Source organism: Burkholderia sp. AW33-5, from assembly GCF_053427615.1.
This window is the reverse complement of record NZ_JBSAXA010000019.1, coordinates 97,804-115,897: the sequence shown is the minus strand read 5'-3', so window position 1 is coordinate 115,897 and position 18,094 is coordinate 97,804. Positions and strand designations below refer to the sequence as shown.

Here is an 18,094-nt window from a genome sequence, read left to right as displayed (position 1 = left end):
TGGCGGGAGGACACCAACAATCATGATGAAGAAGACCACTTTTCTCGTTCGTACCGCGGTAATCGTCGCGGCCCTGTCGCAACTCGGCGCATGCGCGATGACGCATACGCAACGTAACGCCGGTATCGGCGCGGCCGCGGGCGGCGCGCTCGGCTACCTGATCACGGGCGGCCCGGTCGGCACGGTTGCCGGCGCCGCGGCAGGCGGCCTGGTCGGCGCCGGCGTGCGCTGATCGAAGCCGGCGCGCGTGAGCGCCGGCTGGTCGTGACGGCGTTGCCGCATCACGGCCCGTTCCTGCTCCGCACATCCATTCCGCGATTCGACAGGCAGCATCAGGGAGGAGCGGGTGTGCGACACTTCGTCGACATCACATAACGACTTCATTCGTCGACGAACCCTCCATGAGCGATTCTCTCGTTTTCGTGCTGCCGGGCTACGGCAACTCCGGTCCGCTCCACTGGCAAAGCCGCTGGGAGCGCGCCGACGCGCGTTTCGTGCGCGTCGCGATGCCCGACTGGGACCGTGCGTTCCGCAACGGCTGGTGTCTCGCGCTCGACCGCGCGGTCGAGGCCGCACCGGGCCCCGTGACGATCGCCGCGCACAGCCTCGGCACGTTGACCACCGCGTGGTGGGCGACCCGCTACGCGCGGCCGGCCGCGCTCGCGAAGGTGCGCGGCGCGTTGCTCGTCGCGTTGCCCGATCCGGCCGGGCCGGCGTTTCCGGCCGACGCGCACGGTTTCGGGCCGGTGCCGCAAGAGCGGCTGCCGTTTCCGACCTGCGTGGTGGCAAGCAGCGACGATCCGTACGGCTCGATCGCGTTCGCGCGCGGCTGCGCGCACGCGTGGGGCAGCACTTTCCATGACCTCGGCCCGCGCGGCCACATCAACGCAGACAGCGGACTCGGCGACTGGCCCGACGCGCGAGGCTGGCTCGATGCGCTTGCGCGCTAGCAGCTAACCGCTAACCGTCGGTCCATCGATCCGTCAGCGTCCGCCGGCGCCCGGGCACGCCGCGGCGTGCACCCGGAGGCGCCGCGGCGCGCTCGTCCGGGTCGGTTCAGATCGCCTGCTTCGCCTTCAGCGCCGCAATGCGCGCCTCGTCGTAGCCGAGCATGTCGCGCAGTACGTCTTCCGTCTGCGCGCCGAGCAGCGGCGGGGCGGTACGCGCGTCGGGCGGCGTCGCGCTCATCCGGATCGGATTGCGCACGAGCTTCACGTCCGCGCCGCACGGGTGCGGCAGCGACACCTGCATCCCGCGCGCGACCACCTGCTCGTTGTCGAACACCTCGTCGAGTTCGTTGATCGGCCCGCACGGCACGCCGGCCGCCTCGAGCGCGCCGATCCAGTCGGCCTTGCCGCGCGTCTTCACCATCTCCGCAAGGATCGGCACCAGCGTGTCGCGATGGCGCACGCGCGACGGGTTGGTCGCGAACCGTTCGTCGTCGGCCAGCTCGGGCCGGCCGCCGGCCTCGACGAACTTGCGGAACTGCCCGTCGTTGCCGACCGCGACGATGATCCAGCCGTCGCGCGTCTGGAACGTCTGGTACGGCACGATGTTCGGATGCGCGTTGCCCCAGCGCACCGGCGGCTTGCCGCTCGCGAGGAAGTTGGTGTTCATGTTCGCGAGCAGCGCGACCTGCACGTCGAGCAGCGCCATGTCGATGTACTGGCCTTCGCCCGTGCGGTCGCGGTGCGCGAGCGCGGCGAGCACCGCGATCGTCGAGTAGAGGCCCGTCGCGAGATCGGCGATCGCGACGCCGGCCTTCTGCGGGCCGCCGCCCGGCTCGCTGTCGCGCTCGCCGGTGATGCTCATGAAACCGCCGATTCCCTGGACGATGAAGTCGTAGCCCGCGCGGTGCGCGTACGGGCCCGTCTGGCCGAAGCCCGTGACCGAGCAGTAGACGAGATCGGGCTTCACCGCGCGCAGCGCTTCGTAATCGAGCCCGTACTTCTTCAACTGCCCGACCTTGTAGTTCTCGAGCACGACGTCGCTCTGCGCGGCGAGCTCGCGCACGATCTGCTGGCCTTCCGGCGTCGCGATGTCGACCGTCACCGAGCGCTTGTTGCGGTTCGCCGCGAGGTAATACGCGGCCTCCGCCGTATCGTCGCCGTTCGCGTCCTTCAGGTACGGCGGCCCCCAGTGGCGCGTGTCGTCGCCCGCGCCGGGGCGCTCGACCTTGATCACGTCCGCGCCGAAGTCGGCGAGCGTCTGCGCGCACCACGGGCCCGCGAGCACGCGGGTCAGGTCAAGCACGCGGATATGGCTCAGGGCACCCATCGTCGAATCGTCTCCTTTCATGGCTCGCCCGGCCGGGGCAAGGCGGATTGGCATGCCGAGCATCTTAAGGCGAATCGGCCGCATGGGTGGCCCAGGCCGGTCGTCCGCCGCGCCGGGCCGCTGCCGTCTGGGGCGCCGATCTGTATCGTATAATCGACCGTTTACGATATTTGCCCGCCGTGCGTCCGCGAGGACGGCCGGCGTTTGAAGCCGTCTCAGCCAGACATTCCCCGCACGCCATGAAAGCTGCCGAAATCCGCGAGAAATTTCTCAAATTCTTCGAATCGAAGGGCCACACGATCGTCCGCTCGTCGAGCCTCGTGCCCGGTAACGACCCCACGCTGATGTTCACGAACTCGGGCATGGTCCAGTTCAAGGACGTGTTCCTCGGCACGGACCCGCGTCCGTACTCGCGCGCCACCACGGCGCAGCGCAGCGTGCGCGCGGGCGGCAAGCACAACGACCTCGAGAACGTCGGCTACACGGCGCGCCACCACACGTTCTTCGAGATGCTCGGCAACTTCTCGTTCGGCGACTACTTCAAGCACGACGCAATCAAGTTCGCGTGGGAGCTGCTGACCACGGTCTACCAGCTGCCGAAGGAAAAGCTGTGGGTCACCGTCTACCAGGAAGACGACGAAGCGTACGACATCTGGGCGAAGGAAGTCGGCGTGCCGACCGAGCGGATCATCCGCATCGGCGACAACAAGGGCGCGCGCTACGCGTCGGACAACTTCTGGACGATGGGCGACACCGGCCCGTGCGGCCCGTGCACGGAAATCTTCTACGACCACGGCCCGGACGTGTGGGGCGGCCCGCCGGGGTCGCCTGAAGAAGACGGCGACCGCTACATCGAGATCTGGAACCTCGTGTTCATGCAGTTCAACCGCGACGCGCAGGGCAACATGACGCGCCTGCCGAAGCAGTCGGTCGACACCGGCATGGGCCTCGAGCGTCTCGCCGCGGTGCTGCAGCACGTGCACAGCAACTACGAGATCGACCTGTTCCAGAACCTGATCAAGGCCGCCGCGCGCGTGACCGAGATCAGCGACCTGAACAACAACTCGCTGAAGGTGATCGCCGATCACATCCGTGCGTGCTCGTTCCTGATCGTCGACGGCGTGATTCCCGGCAACGAAGGCCGCGGCTACGTGCTGCGCCGCATCGTGCGCCGCGCGATCCGCCATGGCTACAAGCTCGGCCGCAAGGGCTCGTTCTTCCACAAGCTGGTCGCCGACCTCGTCGCCGAGATGGGCGCCGCGTATCCGGAACTGAAGGAAGCCGAACAGCGCGTGACGGACGTGCTGCGCCAGGAGGAAGAGCGCTTCTTCGAGACGATCGAGCACGGGATGTCGATCCTCGAGGCCGCGCTGGCGGAGGTCGAGGCGAAGGGCGGCAAGGTGCTCGACGGCGAACTCGCGTTCAAGCTGCACGACACCTACGGCTTCCCGCTCGACCTCACGGCCGACGTGTGCCGCGAGCGCGGGATGACGGTCGACGAGCCGGCATTCGACGACGCGATGGCGCGCCAGCGCGAGCAGGCGCGCGCGGCCGGCAAGTTCAAGGCCACGCAGGGCCTCGAATACTCGGGCGCGAAGACCACGTTCCACGGCTACGAGGAAATCGCGTTCGACGACGCGAAGGTCGTCGCGCTGTACGTCGACGGTTCGGCCGTCAACGAAGTGAAGCACGGCCAGGATGCGGTCGTCGTGCTCGACCACACGCCGTTCTACGCGGAATCGGGCGGCCAGGTCGGCGACCAGGGCGTGCTCGCGAACGCCGCGACGCGCTTCGCGGTGGCCGACACGCTGAAGGTGCAGGCCGACGTGATCGGCCATCACGGCACGCTCGAACAGGGCACGCTGAAGATCGGCGACGTGCTGCGCGCGGAAATCGACGCGCACCGCCGCGCGCGCACGCAGCGCAACCACTCGGCCACTCACCTGATGCACAAGGCGCTGCGCGAAGTGCTTGGCTCGCACGTGCAACAGAAGGGTTCGCTCGTCGACGCGGAGAAAACCCGCTTCGACTTCGCGCACAACGCGCCGATGACCGACGACGAAATCCGTCGCGTCGAGCAGATCGTCAACGACGAAATCCTCGCGAACGCGCCGGGCATCGTGCGCGTGATGCCGTACGACGAAGCGGTGAAGGGCGGCGCGATGGCGCTGTTCGGCGAAAAATACGGCGACGAAGTGCGCGTGCTCGACCTCGGCTTCTCGCGCGAACTGTGCGGCGGCACGCACGTGCACCGCACCGGCGACATCGGCTTCTTCAAGATCGTCGTCGAGGGCGGCGTCGCGGCCGGCATCCGTCGCGTCGAGGCGATCACCGGCGACAACGCGGTGCGCTACGTGCAGGAGCTCGACGCCCGCGTGAACGAAGCCGCGGCCGCGCTGAAGGCGCAGCCGTCGGAGCTCACGCAGCGTATCGCGCAGGTGCAGGACCAGGTGAAGTCGCTCGAGAAGGAACTGGGCGCGCTGAAGTCGAAGCTCGCGTCGAGCCAGGGCGACGAACTCGCGCAGCAGGCCGTCGAAATCGGCGGCGTGTTCGTGTTGGCCGCGACGCTCGACGGCGCCGACGCGAAGACGCTGCGCGAGACGGTCGACAAGCTGAAGGACAAGCTGAAGAGCGCGGCGATCGTGCTGGCGGCCGTCGAAGGCGGCAAGGTCAGCCTGATCGCGGGCGTCACGCCGGACGCGAGCAAGAAGGTCAAGGCCGGCGAACTCGTGAACTTCGTCGCGCAGCAGGTGGGCGGCAAGGGCGGTGGCCGTCCGGACATGGCGCAGGCAGGCGGCACGGAACCGGCGAACCTGCCGGGCGCGCTGGCAGGCGTCAAGGGCTGGATCGAAGAGCGTCTTTGATCGGTATGGTTGATGACGCGGTGCGGTCGCACTAACCTCGCCGCATCACACATCGCTTCGCATCAAAAACGACCCGATCGGCACGTTGTGCCGGTCGGGTCGTTTTGCGTTTACGGCGCTTGGGCAGTTGTCGCTTAATGTTTGCAATTCTTGACAGGAGGGGGGCAGCCTCAGTCAGCATCGCCCGCTTGCGGACCAGTGGCGTGGTGAATCACCAGATGGCCTACCGCGAAATTTACATTCACTCGAAGCTGATGCTTATCGATGATGTCTTCGTCACGGTGGGCAGTGCGAACATGAATCAGCGCAGTATGTCCGTCGACAGCGAGATCAACATCGCGGCGACGGGACACGAGTGGGCTTCGAAGCTTCGCGGACGCGTGTTTTCGTTGCTTTCTGGAGGGGCTACTTCAGGTAGTGGCGACCGAGATCGGGTGCCGGTGGTTTTTGATATTTGGGAGGGGCGAATGAAAGACAATCGCGATATCCAAAAAGCTGGCACCGAGAATTTGCAAGGGTTCATTTTGCCGTTCATCGATCGCCGTGCCGAGACGGTGTTGCACGCTCAGATCGATGTACCGTCGTCAACCAACGCTTCCACGACTGTGTGATCGAGGCCATCTGATGTCGATAATAGCTGTTCTCAGAATTGTTCCGATTGCCATATGCCTGTTTGCGATCAATGTGCAGGCAGAGACGTCAACTCCATCGAACATCAAGTCAACTACTGCCATGTCAGATCTTCCGCGCTACGAAAAACTGCCGCTGTTCGATCCGCATCGAAAGAGCTTCACATGTACTTATCAAGCACAGCATGTGCCGCCGATCGATCCGCAGGCGGAGTTGTGGTTTCAGCAAGTGCTTGCGCTCGATGATCCCGACCTGTATTACCAGAAGCGTGACTACGCGAAGATCTATCAGTTGTACGTCCAGGCGGCTGAACGCGGGCATTGGAAGGCCATGCTCAATGTTGCCTCGCTGATTCGGAGTAACTATCCTGGCGTGCCTCAGCACGATCCTGAGATTGCGATTGAATGGATTGAAAAGGCGATGAAGCTGGGTGTGCCGGACGCCTATGACATGATGGGTGTCTATCACCAGAATGGCTTGGTCAAGGGCGGTGATGCGACCACCGCCTATGCGTTCTTCCAGCGTGCGGCAGACATGGGTAGTCCGTCGGCGATGGCATTTCTCGGAGAAAAGCTCGACGCAACGTATGACGATTCCGATGGGGAATTTTGGGGCAATTTGCCGATCGCGACTCAGATGCTTGAGTGCGCTGTTGCGCAAGGTTACGGAGACGCCGCCGAAGAGTTGTCTTTTGTTTATGCACGTCCAAGAACGACAGACGCAAAACGACGCGCTCTGACGATGCTTCAAGAAGGGGTAAAGCTGGGAAGCGCAAAATGTGCAACGAAGCTGTCTATTGAATTTGACGGGTTCAATCTGACTAATGGTCGAAATCTTCCGGGCAGCATTGACAAAGCGCGCGCTGATAGGTATCGCGCACTAAAGGCCGCATTGGAGCGTTATCAAGGGCGTATGAGGCTCCCTAATCTTGATAAAGTCTTGCCGCTGCCGCCAGCAGCTCTTCCCAAGTGGGACGGCAATCCCAAAACGTTGCTCGATGCTGCGAAGGCCGTTACACCATCGCCCAAGTCGCAAAAGACCGCAGCGCTTGGTGGCCGCGCATTTGTCCCGGATGGCTCTGCCGTTGCTCGATTGGAAGATGGTAATGGGCTGACCGTCACCGGCGACCAACGTGTACCAAAAACAGGCTACTGGCTGGCGTTGTACGGTTCGTCGGCTGAGTCTGATGCTTGGCTGGCAGCGCGTGCCGGACATCCGGAGCGTTTCGAGGCCGGGGAGCAGTTCGAACTCGCGACTCATGACTGGTTGTCGTCGGATCGCGTGCACTGGCATTACCTTGGCGAGGCTTTCCAGTTGCCGCCGCAACGAGCTGACTTCATTGCTCATCTTGTCGGTGCCGGAATGATGCGGGAAATTCCCGGGCAGCCGTCGCGAGTGCGATGTGCTGGAGAACGGTCATGCCCGGAAACTGGCATATGGGAAGGCCGGATTGCCGAGGCTCATCCCATGGCCAACCTCTATAACCGCTGGGATCAACAAGCTTTCATCGAGCAGGGAAGCCCTTTCCCTGCCCCGAGTGACCGCTTCATCGATATTGCGATGGAAGAGGTCCAATGGACGTATCTGGGTAACCCGAACGACGAAACCGGAATTCCAGGTATCCGCACGATCAGTGTGTAGTCAGAGGAGCGCAGCAACGGCGATGAGACGACGGGCGCGGGGTGAATATGCGGCTGCAGTGGGACGGTAACGTGCAGAGCCTGAGCATCGCCGCGACGTCGCTGGCGCTTTCAACGAACCCCGGTTCCAGGCAAACGCAGTAACTGCGGGTTGCGAGCAGTCGGCACGGCAGGCAATGCTGACCGCTTCAAACCGGCGTCGCCACGCTCGGCTTCACAGCATCCCCCGATTCCCGCGCAGCATCGCCGAGCGCATCGCGCAACGCGGCGAGCGCCGCCGACGCGTAACCGTGCCGCCACGCGAGCAGCGTGTCGATCCCTTCGAGTTCCGCGATCGTATGAGCGGCGACGTTGCCGGTCTCGGGCTGAAGCTCGAGCACCGAGCGCGGCGCGACCGCGATGCCCGCACCGGCCGCGACGCACGCGACGATCGCGTGATACGAACCCAGTTCGAGCACGCGCGCGGGCTTCATCCCGTGCGCCGCATACCATCGCTCGACATACTTCCGGTACGTGCAGCCGCGCTCGAACGCGATCAGCGTCGGCAGGATCACGTCGCGCGGCGTGCGCACCGGCGGATGGCCGCGCGGCGTCAGCAGCACCAGATCCTCGCGGAAGATGGGCACCGTCTCGAACGTGTCGGGCAGCGTGTCCGGCTCGGGCGGCCGCGCGAACAGCGCCGCGTCGATCTCGAAGTCGCGCACCTTGTCGATCAGCCAGCCGGTCGTGCCGGTCACGAGCTCCAGCGACACGTCGGGCCACGCATGGTGATAGCGCGCGAGCACGGTCGGCAGCCGGCTCGCGGCCGTGCTTTCCATCGTGCCGAGCCGCAGCCGCCCGCGCGGCGTGTCCTCGCGCACCGCATCGCGCGCCTCGTCGGCAAGCTCGAGCAGCCGCTCCGCGTACGGCAGCAGCGTGTGCCCGGCCGGCGTCAGCACGAGCCGGCGGCCGTCGCGCACGAACAGCGCCGCGCCGAGTTCCTCCTCGAGCTGCTTGATGCGCGTCGTCACGTTCGATTGCACGCGATTGAGCTTCGCCGCCGCGCGCGTGATGCCGTTCTCGCGCACGACGGCCCGGAAAATCGCCAGCGCCGCCAGGTCCATGATTCTCTCCATGCGATGGATGGATTCTCAATTATTCATTTTTAGAGAACATTCGGTCAAGCTACGATACAAGCAATCCGATTCCCGTTCCGGCCGTCGTGCAACCCGCGCGGCCCATGCCGCCATGTCCCGTTCCGATGCCCCGAGCGCCGCCGGCGTACACCTGTCCGATGACGCCGACCGCCGCGCCCGCGCGGCCGCGCTTGCCTGCATGATCGGACTCGCGGTCGCGCTCGGCGTCGGCCGCTTCGCGTTCACGCCGCTGCTGCCGCTGATGCTCGCCGACGGCTCGATCGGCCTGAAGGCCGGCAGCTGGCTCGCGTCGGCGAACTATGCGGGCTATTTCGTCGGCGCGGTCAGCTGCGCGGCGGTGCGCGTCGCGCCGGCGCGAATGGTCCGCTTCGGGCTGGGTGCCACCGTGCTGCTGACCGCCGCGATGGGCGTCGGTCACCTGCTGCCCGTGTGGCTCGTGGTGCGCTTCGTCGCGGGCGTCGTCAGCGCATGGACGTTCGTGTTCGTATCGCAATGGGGGCTGCGGCGGCTCGCCGAGCTGCACGCGCCCGAGTGGAGCGGGGTGATCTACGCGGGGCCCGGCGTCGGCATCGTGTTGACGGGCCTGATCGGCAGCGCACTGGCCGGCCATCGCGCGGCGCCCGGCTGGCTCGGTTTCGCGGCGTTGTCTGCGGTGCTGTCGATCGCGATCTGGCGCACGTTCGGCAGCGCGCCGGTGCCGGCGGCGGCAACCGTATCGTCGGCCGCGCCCGTCCGGCATGCGGTGACGGACGCGGCACCGCACGACGCACGGCGCCATCGCGCCGACGCCGCATGGCTCGTCGTCCTGTACGGGATGCCGGGCTTCGGCTACATCATCACCGCGACGTTCCTGCCGGTGATCGCGCGCGCCGCGCTGCCGGCCGGCTCGCCGTGGCCGGATCTGTTCTGGCCGATATTCGGCGCGGCGCTGATCGTCGGCGCGATCGCGGCCGCGCGGCTGCCCGGCCACTGGGACAACCGGCTGCTGCTCGCCGCCGGTTGCGCGACGCAGGCGCTCGGAATCGCGGCGGGGATCGTGTGGCCGAATGCGGCTGGCTTCTCGATCGGCAGCGCGCTGCTCGGCCTGCCGTTCACCGCGATCACGCTGTTTGCGATGCGCGAGGCGCGGCGGCTGCACGACGAGCGCGCGGCCGGGCTGATGGGCTATGCGACCGCGTCATACGGGGTCGGGCAGATTCTCGGCCCGCTCGTCGCGGCGCCACTGACCGCGCGCTTCGGGTCGTTCTCGCCGGCGTTGTGGGTCGCGGCGGGTGCCTTGCTCGTCGGTGCCGCCGGCTTCGCGGCGACGGCCGCACGCGGGCGTGCGCAACCGCGCATGCAACCCTGACATCATCGGGGCCGGATCGTCAGCGACGCGGGCAAACTCGCTAGAATGAAGCCTTTCCCGCGCCGGGCAGGCGTGCGAGGCGGCTTGCCGGCCGCCGTCGGCGCTTGCCAGATTCTCATCGATGACCATCGCCGACTACCGTTTTTGCCCGCGCTGCGCGCGTCCGCTGACCGAGCGCGCCGATCCCGAACACGAGGGCGGGCGTGTCCGCCAGGCCTGCCCGGACGACGAGTGCGGCTACGTCCATTGGAACAACCCGCTGCCGGTGGTGGCGGCGATCGTCGAGCTCGACGGCAAGATCCTGCTCGCGCGCAATGCGGCCTGGCCGGAGGGGATGTTCGCGCTGATCACCGGTTTCCTCGAGAACGGCGAGACGCCCGAGGACGGCATCGCGCGCGAGGTGTTCGAGGAAACCGCGCTGAAGGCCGAGCAGGTCACGCTGGTCGGCGTGTATGAATTCATCCGCAAGAACGAGCTGATCATCGCGTATCACGTGCGCGCATCGGGCACCGTCGCGCTGTCGCCGGAGCTGCTCGAATACCGGCTCGTCGAGCCGCCGTTGCTGCGCCCGTGGCGCGCCGGCACAGGCTACGCGCTGGCCGACTGGATGCGCGCGCGCGGCCTCGATTTCGAATTCGTCGATCGAGCGGGGCAGTGACGGGCCGCGCCGCTTCCGGCACGTCACCGGCCGCGCCGCGCACGGTCGCGACGCGGCAATCCGCCGTTCGCCGGCGCGCCGTCTCGCACGGCCACCGCGCGCCGTCCGCTTCGTCTTCTTCCTCCTGACCGCCATCGCCATGTCCGACAAGCCGCAGCCGCGTTCCCGCGACGCTTATCGCCACTTCCTGCCGATCACGACCCGCTGGATGGATAACGACGTCTACGGACACGTGAACAACGTCGTGTACTACAGCTACTTCGACACCGTCGTGAACGAATACCTGATCCGCGCGGGTGTGCTCGACGTCGAGCACGGGCAGACGATCGGGCTCGTGGTCGAGACGCAGTGCAACTATTTCGCGCCGCTCGTGTTTCCGCAGTCGGTCGATGCGGGGCTGCGCGTCGCGAAGCTCGGCACGTCGAGCGTGCGCTACGAGATCGGGCTGTTCGCGGCAGGGGAGGCGGCGCCGGCCGCGCAGGGACATTTCGTGCATGTGTACGTCGATCGCGGCACGCGCCGCCCGGTGCCGCTGCCCGACGCGCTGCGCGCGGCGCTCGAACCGCTCGCCGGCTAACGGGCGCGTGGCGGTGCACGCGTTCGCGCTCCAGGCGTTCAACGGCCTCAGCTACGGGTTGCTGCTGTTCATGCTGTCGGCCGGCCTCACGCTGATCTTCAGCGTGCAGGGCGTGCTCAACTTCGCGCATGCGAGCTTCTACATGCTCGGCGCCTACATCGGATACAGCATCGCGGCCCGCGCGGGTTTCTGGCCCGCGCTCGCGCTCGCGCCGCTCGCGGTCGGGCTGCTCGGCGCCGGCTGCGAGCGCTGGCTGCTGCGCCGCGTACAGCCGCACGGGCACACGAGCGAGCTGCTGTTGACCTTCGGGCTCGCATACCTGATCGGCGAGGGCGCGAAACTTTTTTGGGGCCTCGCGCCGCTGCCGGCCCCGGTGCCGCCGCTGTTCGACGGTGCGCCCGTGGCCGTGTTCGGCCTCGCGCTGCCGCGCTACCGGCTCTTCATGATGGCGATGTCCACGGCGATGCTGGTCGCGCTCGGCGTGCTGCTGCGCGCGTCGCGCATCGGGCTCGTCGTGCGCGCCGCGCTCACGCACCGCGCGGCCGTCGAGGCGCTCGGCTACGACGTGCCGCGCATGATGACGTGGCTGTTCGGCGCGGGCACCGCGCTCGCGGCGCTGGCCGGCGTGATCGGCGCGCCGCTCGCGGTGATCGAACCGGCGCTGGCCGAGACCGTCGGGTCGGTCGTGTTCGCGGTCGTCGTGATCGGCGGGCTCGGCTCGCTCGGCGGCGCGTTCGTCGCATCGCTCGCGGTCGGCTTCGCGCAGACCTTCGCGGCGGCCAGCGACACGTCGTTGCGCGACCTCGCGCAATGGTCGGGCGTCGCGCTGCCCGACAGCGTCGCCGCCGTGTCGATCGCGCAGCTCGCACCGCTGGTCCCGTACCTGCTGCTCGTCGCGGTGCTGGTCGCCCGTCCGCGCGGCCTGTTCGGCGAGCGTGTCGATGGCTAGCCGCGCACGGGCCGGCGCACTGCGCTGGGTGCCGTTCGCCGCGTGCCTGATCCTGCCGGCGTGGCTGTGGCCGCATGGTGCGGTGCTCGGCTATCTCGCACAGACGGCCGCGCTCGTCGTGCTCGCGCTGTCGTACAACCTGCAGCTCGGCACGACGGGGCTGCTGTCGTTCGGTCATGCCGCGTTCGCGGGCCTTGGCGCATTCGCCGCCGCGCATTGGTTCAATCATGTCGGTGGCCCGCTGCCGCTGTTGCCGCTCGTCGGCGGGGTGGCCGGCGCGGGCTTCGGGTTCGTCGCCGGCCTGCTCGCGACACGCCGCGCGGGCACCGTGTTCGCGATGATCACGCTCGGTCTCGGCGAGTGCGTCGCGGCCGCGGCGTGGAGCGTGCACGCGTGGTTCGGCGGCCTCGGCGGCGTACCGATCGATCGCGCGAGCGGCACGCCGTTGGGCGGCTGGCATTTCGGCGCGGAAACGCAGGCCTATGCCGTGATCGCCGCGTGGTGCATCGTCTCCGCAGTGGCGATGCATGCGTTGACGCGCACGCCGCTCGCGCGGCTCGCGAACGCGGTGCGCGACAACCCCGCGCGCGTTGCCGCGCTCGGCACCGAGCCGCGTCGCGTGCGGCTCGCAATGGTGACCTGCGCGTCGTTCTTCGCGGGCATTGCCGGCACGCTGACGCTGATCGACGTCGAGATCGCGACGCCCGACAGCGTGTCGATGGCGCGTTCGGCGACCGTGCTCATCGCCGCGGTGATCGGCGGCACCGGCACGTTCTTCGGGCCGGCGGCCGGCGCGGTGGTGCTGACCGCGCTGAGCATCGTCGTCGCGGGCGTGTCGCGCGCCTGGGCGCTGTATCTCGGCGTGCTGTTCGTGGCGGTCGTCGTCGCCGCGCCGCGCGGGATCGCGGGCATCGCGCAGACGCTTGCGCACGCGTCGCGCGGCGACGCGCCGCCCGCCGAGCGCTGGCGCGTGCTGTGCGGCATCGGCGCATGTGCGTTCTGGGCCGTCGCGATCGTCTGCGCGGCCGAACTCGGCTATGCATGGCGCTTCGCGCAGGACGACGGCGCGGGCATCGCGTTCGGCGCGTGGGGCATCGACGCCGACGCGCCGGCGGGCTGGGCCGTCGCATGCTCGGCGGCCGGCATCGGCACGTTGCTGTGGGGCTGGCGCGCACGGTTCCGGAACCAGGGCACGGCAAGCGGGAGGACGGGCGATGAACGGTAACGCGATCGCGCTGCACGGGATCGTGCAGCGCTTCGGTGCGCAGACCGTGCTCGACGGCATCGAGCTGAACGTCCCGGTCGGCGAGCGTCACGCGCTGATCGGGCCGAACGGCGCGGGCAAGTCGACGCTGTTCGGCGTGATCGCCGGCGCGACGCGGCCGACGCGCGGGCGCGTCATGCTGCACGGCGTCGAGCTGCGCGGGCGCGGGCCGGTCGTGGCGAGCCGGCTCGGCATCGGCCGCAGTTTCCAGCAGACGAGCGCGTTCGCACGATTGAGCGTGTTCGACAACCTGCGCTGCGCGGCGCTGCATGCGCCGGCCGAGCGGCGGCGCTGGTGGAACCGGCTGCGCGAATCCGCGTCGGTCGATCGCGCGGCCGCGCGCGTGCTGAGCGACATCGGTCTCGATGCGCGGCGCGACACGCCGGCCGGCGAACTCGGCTACGCGGAACAGCGCGCGCTCGATCTCGGCATCGCGCTTGCGAGCGGCGCGCGCACGCTGCTGCTCGACGAACCGACGGCCGGCATGAACCGCGATCAGGCGGCGCGGATGATCGCGCTGATCCGCGCGACGACGCAGGGCCGCACGGTGCTGATGATCGAGCACGACATGGATGCGGTGTTCGGCTTCGCCGAGCGCATCACGGTGCTCGTGCGCGGCGCGGTGGTCGCGACCGGCGCACCCGACGCGATCCGCGCGGCCCCGGCCGTGCGTGCGGCCTATCTTGGCGAGGGCGCATGAGCGTGCTGCTCGACATTCGCGGCCTGCGCGCGTGGTACGGAATGCAGCCCGTGCTCGACGGCGTCGATCTCGCGCTCGCGCCGGGCGAGACGCTCGCGCTGCTCGGCCGCAACGGCTCGGGCCGCTCGACGCTCGCGAAGGCCGTGATGGGGCTCGTACGCACAGCGGGCTCGGTGCGCATTGCCGGCGCCGAATGCGCGGGCGCGCGCACGTTCGAGATCGCGCGGCGCGGGGTCGCTTACGTGGCTGAAAGCCGCGACGTGTTTCCGCTGCTGAGCGTGCGCGACAACCTGCGGCTCGGGCTGCGCGGCGTGCACGGCGCGGCCGAACGCGCGGCGCTCGAGGGGTTGCTCGCGCGCTTTCCGCTGCTGGCCGCGCGGGCGGACGTGAAGGCCGGACGGCTGTCGGGCGGCGAACAGCAGGTGCTCGCGCTGGTGCGCGCGCTCGCCGGCCGCCCGCGCGTACTGATCGTCGACGAACCGGCCGAAGGGCTCGCGCCGCTCGCGGTCGACGAGGTCGGCGCGTGTCTCGCCGCGCTGCAGGCCGACGGCGTCGCGATCCTGCTGATCGAGCAGCGGCTGCAGCTCGCGCCGCGGCTCGCGCGGCGCGTCGCGGTGATGGGGCGCGGTCGGATCGTCTACGACGGCCCGCTGGACGGGCTCGGCGCCGACGTCGTCAGTGCATGGTTGAGTGCCGGCTGACCGTCCGTCCGCCGATTGTTCGGATAACTCCGCCAGTCAATTCGCGTCGAGCCGCTTTATCGCCGTCGCGCGAGCCGCCAATATTGCCAGCAAGGCCGGTGTGCGCCGCGACTGGCGCGATCGGCACCCATCCATCGAAAGTCTTCCGACTGAGGAATGAAATCATGAGCAAGCTGGCAAGCAAGGTAGCGATCGTCACGGGCGGCTCCAAGGGGATCGGCGCCGCGATCGCGAAGGCGCTGGCCGCCGAAGGCGCGGCGGTCGTGGTCAACTACGCGAGCAGCAAGGCCGGTGCCGACGCGGTCGTGAGCGCGATCGTCGAGGCGGGCGGCCGCGCGGTCGCGGTCGGCGGCGACGTGTCGAAGGCAGCGGACGCCCAGCGCATCGTCGACACCGCGATCGAGACCTATGGCCGTCTCGACGTGCTGGTCAACAATTCCGGCGTGTACGAATTCGCGCCGATCGAGGCGATCACCGAAGAGCACTACCGCCGGCAATTCGACACGAACGTGTTCGGCGTGCTGCTGACCACGCAGGCCGCCGTCAAGCATCTCGGCGAAGGCGCGAGCATCATCAACATCAGCTCGGTGGTGACGAGCATCACGCCGCCCGCGAGCGCCGTATACAGCGGCACGAAGGGCGCCGTCGACGCGATCACCGGCGTGCTCGCACTCGAGCTGGGCCCGCGCAAGATCCGCGTGAACGCGATCAACCCGGGCATGATCGTGACCGAAGGCACGCACAGCGCGGGCATCATCGGTTCGGATCTCGAGAAGCAGGTGCTCAGCGAAACGCCGCTCGGCCGCCTCGGCGAGCCGGACGACATCGCGTCGGTCGCCGTGTTCCTCGCATCGGACGACTCCCGCTGGCTGACCGGCGAGCGCCTCGTCGCGAGCGGCGGGCTGCACTGACCGCGCGAGTCGGCGCGCGCGGCTACGCGCTCATCGCGAGCGCGTTCGCGCCGACATGCCAGCGCAGGCTTTCGACGACGAGTGCGTGATCGCATGCGTCGTCGAGCCCCACGATCGTCATCGCGCCGACGATGCCGCCGCCGGCAAGCCGCAACGGCACGCCGCCGCCGTCGAGCGCATAGTCGACCTCCGACAATCCCTGCGACTGCAACGACCAGCCGGCGCGGCGAAAGCGCGCGCCGACCTCGAGCGAACTGACGCCGAAACGGAACACCGTGTTCTGTCGTCGGCGGATCGCGTCGCTGTCGTTCGCGCGGCTGCCGTCGAGCGCGCAGTAGAACAGCGGCGCGGCTTCGCCGACGATGCCGACCGCGATCGGCAGCCCGCGGCGCGCGGCGAGATTGACGGCGATGTCGCCGAGCCGGCGCGCGACGTCGGCATCGAAGTGCGACAGCGTCGGAGTCGACGCGGTGTCGCCGAAGGGCGCGGGTGCGAAGCGGGGGAAGGGGGTCGCCATGGCAGCTCCGTGTCGTCGCAAATCCGGCTCGGGCACGCGTTCTCGTCCTGCGTGTCGCGCGCGAGCCGTCGATCGTTCAGCGCATCAACGCGTCAGCGCCTGGGCGCCGCGTCGAGCATCCATTCGTGCGCGGGGTCGTTCTTGAATGCCCACGCGCGGCTCGGCCCGGCCATCACGTTCAGGTAATACAGGTTGTAGCCATGCGGCGCGACCACCGGGTGATAGCCGCGCGGCACCATCACCACGTCGCGGTTCTCGACCGCGCACGTCTCGTCGAGGCTGCGATCGTCCGTGTATACGCGCTGAAACGCGAAACCCTGCGGCGGATCGATCCGGTGGTAATAGGTTTCCTCGAGCGACGTTTCGTCCGGCGCCGCGTCGCGATCGTGCTTGTGCGGCGGATAGCTGCTCGAGTGGCTCGCGGGCGTGATCACTTCAACGACGAGCAGGCGATCGGCGGCCGGGTTGTCGCCCATCAGGATGTCGCACACGTAGCGCGTGTTGGTGCCTTGCCCGCGCACCGCGCGCCGCATCCGTTCGCCGTCGAGGCGCTGCACGCGCTTGTCGCCGCTCGCGTAAGGCGCGGTGCACAGCGCGACTTCCGCATCGCGCGTCGCGACCAGCGTGACGGTCTTGCCGCCCGGCACGTACAGCGCGTCCGGCGACACTTCCTCGAACACGCTGTCGCGCTTGCCGAGCGCATCGTAGGTTTCGCCGTCGACTTGCGCGCGCAGCGTGCCCGTGAGCACGACGACGCACAGTTCGCGCGCGCCGGTATCGAGCGTTTCGGTGTCGCCGGTCTTCAGGCGCAGCGCGCGAAAGCCGACGTGTTTCCAGCCGGCCGACTCGGGTGTCACGTTGCAGATTTCGCGGTCGGCGGATGCCTTGACCAGCAGGGGAGAAATCGTCATGGAACGGGGCTCCACAATGGGGTGACAGCGGGGTGACGGGGCTTAAGCGCTCAACCGGTCGACGATCGCGCGCAGCGATTCGTAGCCCTTCTTCGCATACTGATAGCTCGGCGCGACGGCCGGGTCCTGCTCGGCTTCGACCACGAGCCAGCCTTCGTAGCCGGCGTCCTTCAGCGTGCGCAGCGTCGCTTCGTAATCGAGCGCGCCGTCGCCCGGCACCGTGAAGGTGCCGTTGATCACGCCGTTCAGGAAGCTCCAGCCGCCGTTGCGCGCCTGCGTGACGACCTGCGGCCGCACGTCCTTGCAGTGCACGTGCACGACGCGCGACACGTGTTTCTTCAGCAGTGCGACCGGATCGGCCGCGCCGCCGAAATACGCGTGGCCCGTGTCGAACAGCAGGAACACCTTCGCCGGATCGGTCAGCGCCATCAGCCGGTCGACGTCGGCGGGCGATTCGACGTATGCGCCCATGTGGTGATGGTAGGCGAGCTTGATCCCGTAGGTCTCGAGCAGGTGCGCGCCGAATGCGTCGAGGCGTGCCGCGTAGCGTCGCCAGGCTTCGTCGTCGACGAAACGCGGCCGCTTCGCGACCGGCGTGTCGATGCTGCCCTGGATCGTGCCCGCGCATTCGCCGTACACCACGACCTTCACGTCGTTGAACTGCAGCTTCGTCATGTGCGCGCGGCAGCGCTCGATTTCGGCGGCGAGCGCATCGGCATCGCTCATGCCGGGTTCGACTTCCGCGAGGAAGCCCGAATACCAGCCCGACACGCATACGAGCCCGAATTCGGCGAGCTTCGCCTTCAGCTCGGGGCCCGTTTTCGGAAACTTGTTGCCGAGCTCGAAGCCCGCATAGCCGATTTCGGCGCCTTCCTTCAGCGCCGTCTCGAGCGGCGTCTCGCCGCCGAGCGACGGCAGGTCGTCGTTCATCCAGGACAGGGGATTGATACCGATGCGAACGTTCCAGCTCATGACTTGCTTCCTTGGTTCGATTGTTGTCGTCGCGGGGCG

The 18,094-nt window shown here is 68.1% G+C and carries 18 protein-coding genes; 13 read left to right on the top strand and 5 right to left on the bottom strand.

From position 1 onward, the window contains the following. The first annotated feature begins 22 nt into the window (after nt 1–22). Nucleotides 23–232 (top strand): ornithine acetyltransferase, encoded by a 210-nt coding sequence (locus ACV22V_RS25195; RefSeq protein WP_006497729.1) that lies wholly within the window; start codon nt 23–25, stop codon nt 230–232. A gap of 169 nt (nt 233–401) precedes the next feature. Further along, on the top strand, nt 402–950 hold the full coding sequence (locus ACV22V_RS25190; RefSeq protein WP_448015816.1) for an RBBP9/YdeN family alpha/beta hydrolase: 549 nt from the start codon (nt 402–404) through the stop codon (nt 948–950). A gap of 106 nt (nt 951–1,056) precedes the next feature. Here the strand turns inward: ACV22V_RS25190 and ACV22V_RS25185 are convergent, their stop codons facing one another. Continuing rightward, on the bottom strand, nt 1,057–2,277 hold the full coding sequence (locus ACV22V_RS25185; RefSeq protein ID WP_448015815.1) for a CaiB/BaiF CoA transferase family protein: 1,221 nt from the start codon (nt 2,275–2,277) through the stop codon (nt 1,057–1,059). Nucleotides 2,278–2,516: 239 nt separating this feature from the next. On the opposite strand from ACV22V_RS25185, the gene alaS reads away from it, so the two are divergent. From alaS to ACV22V_RS25170, 3 genes are all read left to right on the top strand, one after another. After that, the gene (alaS, locus tag ACV22V_RS25180) at nt 2,517–5,141 is read left to right on the top strand and encodes an alanine--tRNA ligase (RefSeq protein WP_448015814.1); all 2,625 of its coding nucleotides are present in this window, start codon (nt 2,517–2,519) and stop codon (nt 5,139–5,141) included. A gap of 218 nt (nt 5,142–5,359) precedes the next feature. After that, complete coding sequence (locus tag ACV22V_RS25175) at nt 5,360–5,752, top strand: phospholipase D-like domain-containing protein (protein ID WP_415877892.1); 393 nt, start codon at nt 5,360–5,362, stop codon at nt 5,750–5,752. Nucleotides 5,753–5,765: 13 nt separating this feature from the next. Continuing rightward, on the top strand, nt 5,766–7,412 hold the full coding sequence (locus ACV22V_RS25170) for a DUF6396 domain-containing protein (protein WP_448015813.1): 1,647 nt from the start codon (nt 5,766–5,768) through the stop codon (nt 7,410–7,412). Nucleotides 7,413–7,599: 187 nt separating this feature from the next. On the opposite strand, the gene ACV22V_RS25165 is transcribed toward ACV22V_RS25170, so the two are convergent. After that, entirely contained in the window at nt 7,600–8,514 is a 915-nt protein-coding gene (locus ACV22V_RS25165; protein WP_175916860.1) for a LysR family transcriptional regulator, read from the bottom strand. Between the two features lie 124 nt (nt 8,515–8,638). On the opposite strand from ACV22V_RS25165, the gene ACV22V_RS25160 reads away from it, so the two are divergent. The 8 genes from ACV22V_RS25160 (at nt 8,639) to ACV22V_RS25125 (ending at nt 15,655) form a co-directional block, all read left to right on the top strand. Continuing rightward, nucleotides 8,639–9,895: a YbfB/YjiJ family MFS transporter gene (locus tag ACV22V_RS25160; protein ID WP_448015812.1), complete on the top strand. Its 1,257-nt coding sequence runs from the start codon at nt 8,639–8,641 to the stop codon at nt 9,893–9,895. A gap of 121 nt (nt 9,896–10,016) precedes the next feature. Beyond that, the gene (locus ACV22V_RS25155) at nt 10,017–10,553 is read left to right on the top strand and encodes an NUDIX domain-containing protein (RefSeq protein WP_059524079.1); all 537 of its coding nucleotides are present in this window, start codon (nt 10,017–10,019) and stop codon (nt 10,551–10,553) included. 139 nt (nt 10,554–10,692) lie between these two features. Beyond that, nucleotides 10,693–11,130, top strand: coding sequence for an acyl-CoA thioesterase (locus tag ACV22V_RS25150; protein WP_059606502.1), 438 nt, complete (start codon nt 10,693–10,695; stop codon nt 11,128–11,130). Nucleotides 11,131–11,143: 13 nt separating this feature from the next. Further along, on the top strand, nt 11,144–12,079 hold the full coding sequence (locus tag ACV22V_RS25145) for a branched-chain amino acid ABC transporter permease (protein ID WP_448015824.1): 936 nt from the start codon (nt 11,144–11,146) through the stop codon (nt 12,077–12,079). Then, on the top strand, nt 12,072–13,304 hold the full coding sequence (locus tag ACV22V_RS25140; RefSeq protein WP_448015811.1) for a branched-chain amino acid ABC transporter permease: 1,233 nt from the start codon (nt 12,072–12,074) through the stop codon (nt 13,302–13,304). Before ACV22V_RS25145 ends, ACV22V_RS25140 begins: the two co-directional genes overlap by 8 nt. After that, entirely contained in the window at nt 13,294–14,043 is a 750-nt protein-coding gene (locus tag ACV22V_RS25135; RefSeq protein ID WP_448015810.1) for an ABC transporter ATP-binding protein, read from the top strand. The genes ACV22V_RS25140 and ACV22V_RS25135 overlap by 11 nt, the downstream gene beginning before the upstream one ends. Continuing rightward, entirely contained in the window at nt 14,040–14,744 is a 705-nt protein-coding gene (locus tag ACV22V_RS25130) for an ABC transporter ATP-binding protein (protein WP_448015809.1), read from the top strand. The genes ACV22V_RS25135 and ACV22V_RS25130 overlap by 4 nt, the downstream gene beginning before the upstream one ends. Before the next feature lie 164 nt (nt 14,745–14,908). After that, a complete protein-coding gene (locus tag ACV22V_RS25125) occupies nt 14,909–15,655 on the top strand; it encodes a glucose 1-dehydrogenase (RefSeq protein ID WP_059524088.1) in 747 nt (248 codons plus the stop codon). A gap of 22 nt (nt 15,656–15,677) precedes the next feature. On the opposite strand, the gene ACV22V_RS25120 is transcribed toward ACV22V_RS25125, so the two are convergent. From ACV22V_RS25120 to iolE, 3 genes are all read right to left on the bottom strand, one after another. Then, nucleotides 15,678–16,172 carry a heme-degrading domain-containing protein gene (locus ACV22V_RS25120; protein ID WP_448015808.1) on the bottom strand — a complete coding sequence of 165 codons (495 nt, stop codon included), beginning with the start codon at nt 16,170–16,172 and terminating at the stop codon, nt 15,678–15,680. 92 nt (nt 16,173–16,264) lie between these two features. Further along, nucleotides 16,265–17,083: a 5-deoxy-glucuronate isomerase gene (iolB, locus tag ACV22V_RS25115; protein WP_448015807.1), complete on the bottom strand. Its 819-nt coding sequence runs from the start codon at nt 17,081–17,083 to the stop codon at nt 16,265–16,267. 42 nt (nt 17,084–17,125) lie between these two features. Beyond that, nucleotides 17,126–18,055, bottom strand: a complete 930-nt coding sequence (gene iolE, locus ACV22V_RS25110; protein ID WP_059467705.1) for a myo-inosose-2 dehydratase — start codon at nt 18,053–18,055, stop codon at nt 17,126–17,128. Nucleotides 18,056–18,094: the final 39 nt, after the last annotated feature.